The organism is Ilyobacter sp., from assembly GCF_041583315.1.
Classification (GTDB): Bacteria; Fusobacteriota; Fusobacteriia; order Fusobacteriales; family Fusobacteriaceae; genus Ilyobacter.
Genome location: NZ_JBFHGC010000542.1, coordinates 1 through 1,933, shown reverse-complemented (window position 1 = coordinate 1,933; position 1,933 = coordinate 1). Strand labels below are relative to the sequence as shown.

4 protein-coding genes are annotated in these 1,933 nt (G+C 33.8%); all 4 read left to right on the top strand.

Features of this window, described 5'->3' with window-relative positions; all coding sequences use genetic code 11:
* A partial coding sequence (locus tag ABZA26_RS13990) for an FAD-dependent oxidoreductase (RefSeq protein ID WP_372715107.1) occupies window positions 1–428 on the top strand: 428 nt, incomplete at its 5' end.
* A gap of 13 nt (window positions 429–441) precedes the next feature.
* A complete protein-coding gene (locus ABZA26_RS13985; protein WP_372715106.1) occupies window positions 442–1,080 on the top strand; it encodes a flavodoxin family protein in 639 nt (212 codons plus the stop codon).
* A gap of 42 nt (window positions 1,081–1,122) precedes the next feature.
* Window positions 1,123–1,464 (top strand): DsrE family protein, encoded by a 342-nt coding sequence (locus ABZA26_RS13980; protein ID WP_372715105.1) that lies wholly within the window; start codon window positions 1,123–1,125, stop codon window positions 1,462–1,464.
* Window positions 1,465–1,570: 106 nt separating this feature from the next.
* Window positions 1,571–1,933, top strand: a 363-nt coding sequence (locus ABZA26_RS13975) for a winged helix DNA-binding protein (protein ID WP_372715104.1), incomplete at its 3' end; no start/stop codon positions are given.

The window sequence follows — 1,933 nt, the reverse complement described above, 5'->3', positions numbered from 1 at the left end:
GCAACAAAGTATATTTAATTCACCGTCGTGATACTTTTAGAGCCAGTCAGGCCATGCAGGATAGAGTAAAAAATAATCCTAAAATCGAGATAATATACAATAGTACTGTGGAAGAAATTGTTGGAGATAAAACAGAAGTGAATCAATTAAAGCTTAGGAGTACTGTCGATGAAACTACTTCTACAATTGACGTAAACGCACTATTTGTAGCCATCGGACACACTCCTAATACAGGTTTTTTAGACGGACAATTACCATTGGACGAAAATGGTTATTTACAAGTTACCGATAATACCTCTAAAACTGATATCCCAGGTGTATTCGCCTGTGGGGACGTTATGGATTCTGATTATAGACAGGCTATTACCGCAGCGGGGAGTGGCTGTAAGGCAGCTATCGATGCCGAACATTGGTTAAATCGAAATTAAAAGGAAGTGAAATATGATACTAGGAATATCGGGAAGTCCCAGACCAAACAGAATTACAGACCATGCAGTTAAAAAGGTACTCTCAAATTATGAAGGTGAAACAAAATTTATCTCTCTTGCCGGGAAGCATATAGCTGGCTGTATAGCTTGTCTTGGATGCACAAAGGATAATGGATGCGTGATTAAAGATGATTTTCCAGAAATAGCAGAAGCGATGGTTCGAGCTGATGGTATAGTACTGGGGGTCCCCAATTATTACGATATGCCAAATGCACTATCACACAGCTTACTGGAAAGATGTTTTTGTTTCCGTCATCAAAGTGTATTTCAATTGAAGGATAAACCGGTTGTTATTATATCAACAGGCTACTCAAAAGATGAAGAAAATAGCCAGGTACTAAAAATAGTTGAATATTTTACAAAAAGTAATAAAATGAATGTCGTATCAAAATTTTTAGTCGGTGCCTACTCCCAGTGTTATACCTGTAAATACAGTTTGCCTTGTGTTGATGGAAATGTTGTAAAAAATAACGGGTTTGTGGATGAAATAACCCCTGAAATGTTACCCCCTGAATTTGATAAACAGCCGGCATCGGTAGCAAAATGTGAAAATGCAGGAAGAATTTTACAGGAGTATTTATCTAAAAAATAATAATATCGCAATGTAAAATTATAAATCAAAGAAGGAGGAAAAATGGAAAATAATCACTTATATATTTTATGGACAAATGCTGATATAGTATCAGCAGAACACATGGTGATGATGTATTCTAAAAATGCAATCTTGAGAAATTGGTGGGAGAAAGTTACCGTTATTATTTGGGGTGCAACATCAAAACTTGTCGCTGAAAATACTAATATTCAAAACCTTATAAAAGAAGGGCAGGAAGTAGGAGTAGAATTTAGTGGGTGCCTTGCCTGTGCAAGAAATCTAGGAACAGCAGAAAAACTTACAGAATTAGGAATTGAACTAAAATTATGGGGAGAACCTTTGACAGAACTTATAAAAAATAAAGAACGCATTTTGACAGTTTAGGAGTGATCGAGATACAGCTTTTTTAAAAATTAATATAAAACCTTTCTTGACTTTTTATTCGTTTTCGTATAAAATTAAATAAGGATTTAAGGGAGGGTGAATAGATATGATTATGGCAAGTTGCATTTTAGGTATAATGTATCATATAACTGAGGAATTTGAAGAGTTTTTAAAGGTTGAGAGAAAGAAAAGAAAAATTCCTATTCCTGCAAAACATTTTGGGCTTTTTATGATATTATTAAATTATAATAATAAATTGGAATTTAAAGAGATCTCTGAAAAATGGAGAAAATCAAAATCTACTCTATGTGATATAATATCAAAATATGTGGAAATAGGTTTAATAGAAAAGGAAAATTGTTGTCTAGACAAGAGGAATGTATTTGTAAAACTCACTGCAGAAGGACTTGAATATGGTAAGATTTTTGAGGAAATTTCCATGAGATATTTGGAACAAATTACTGGAGGT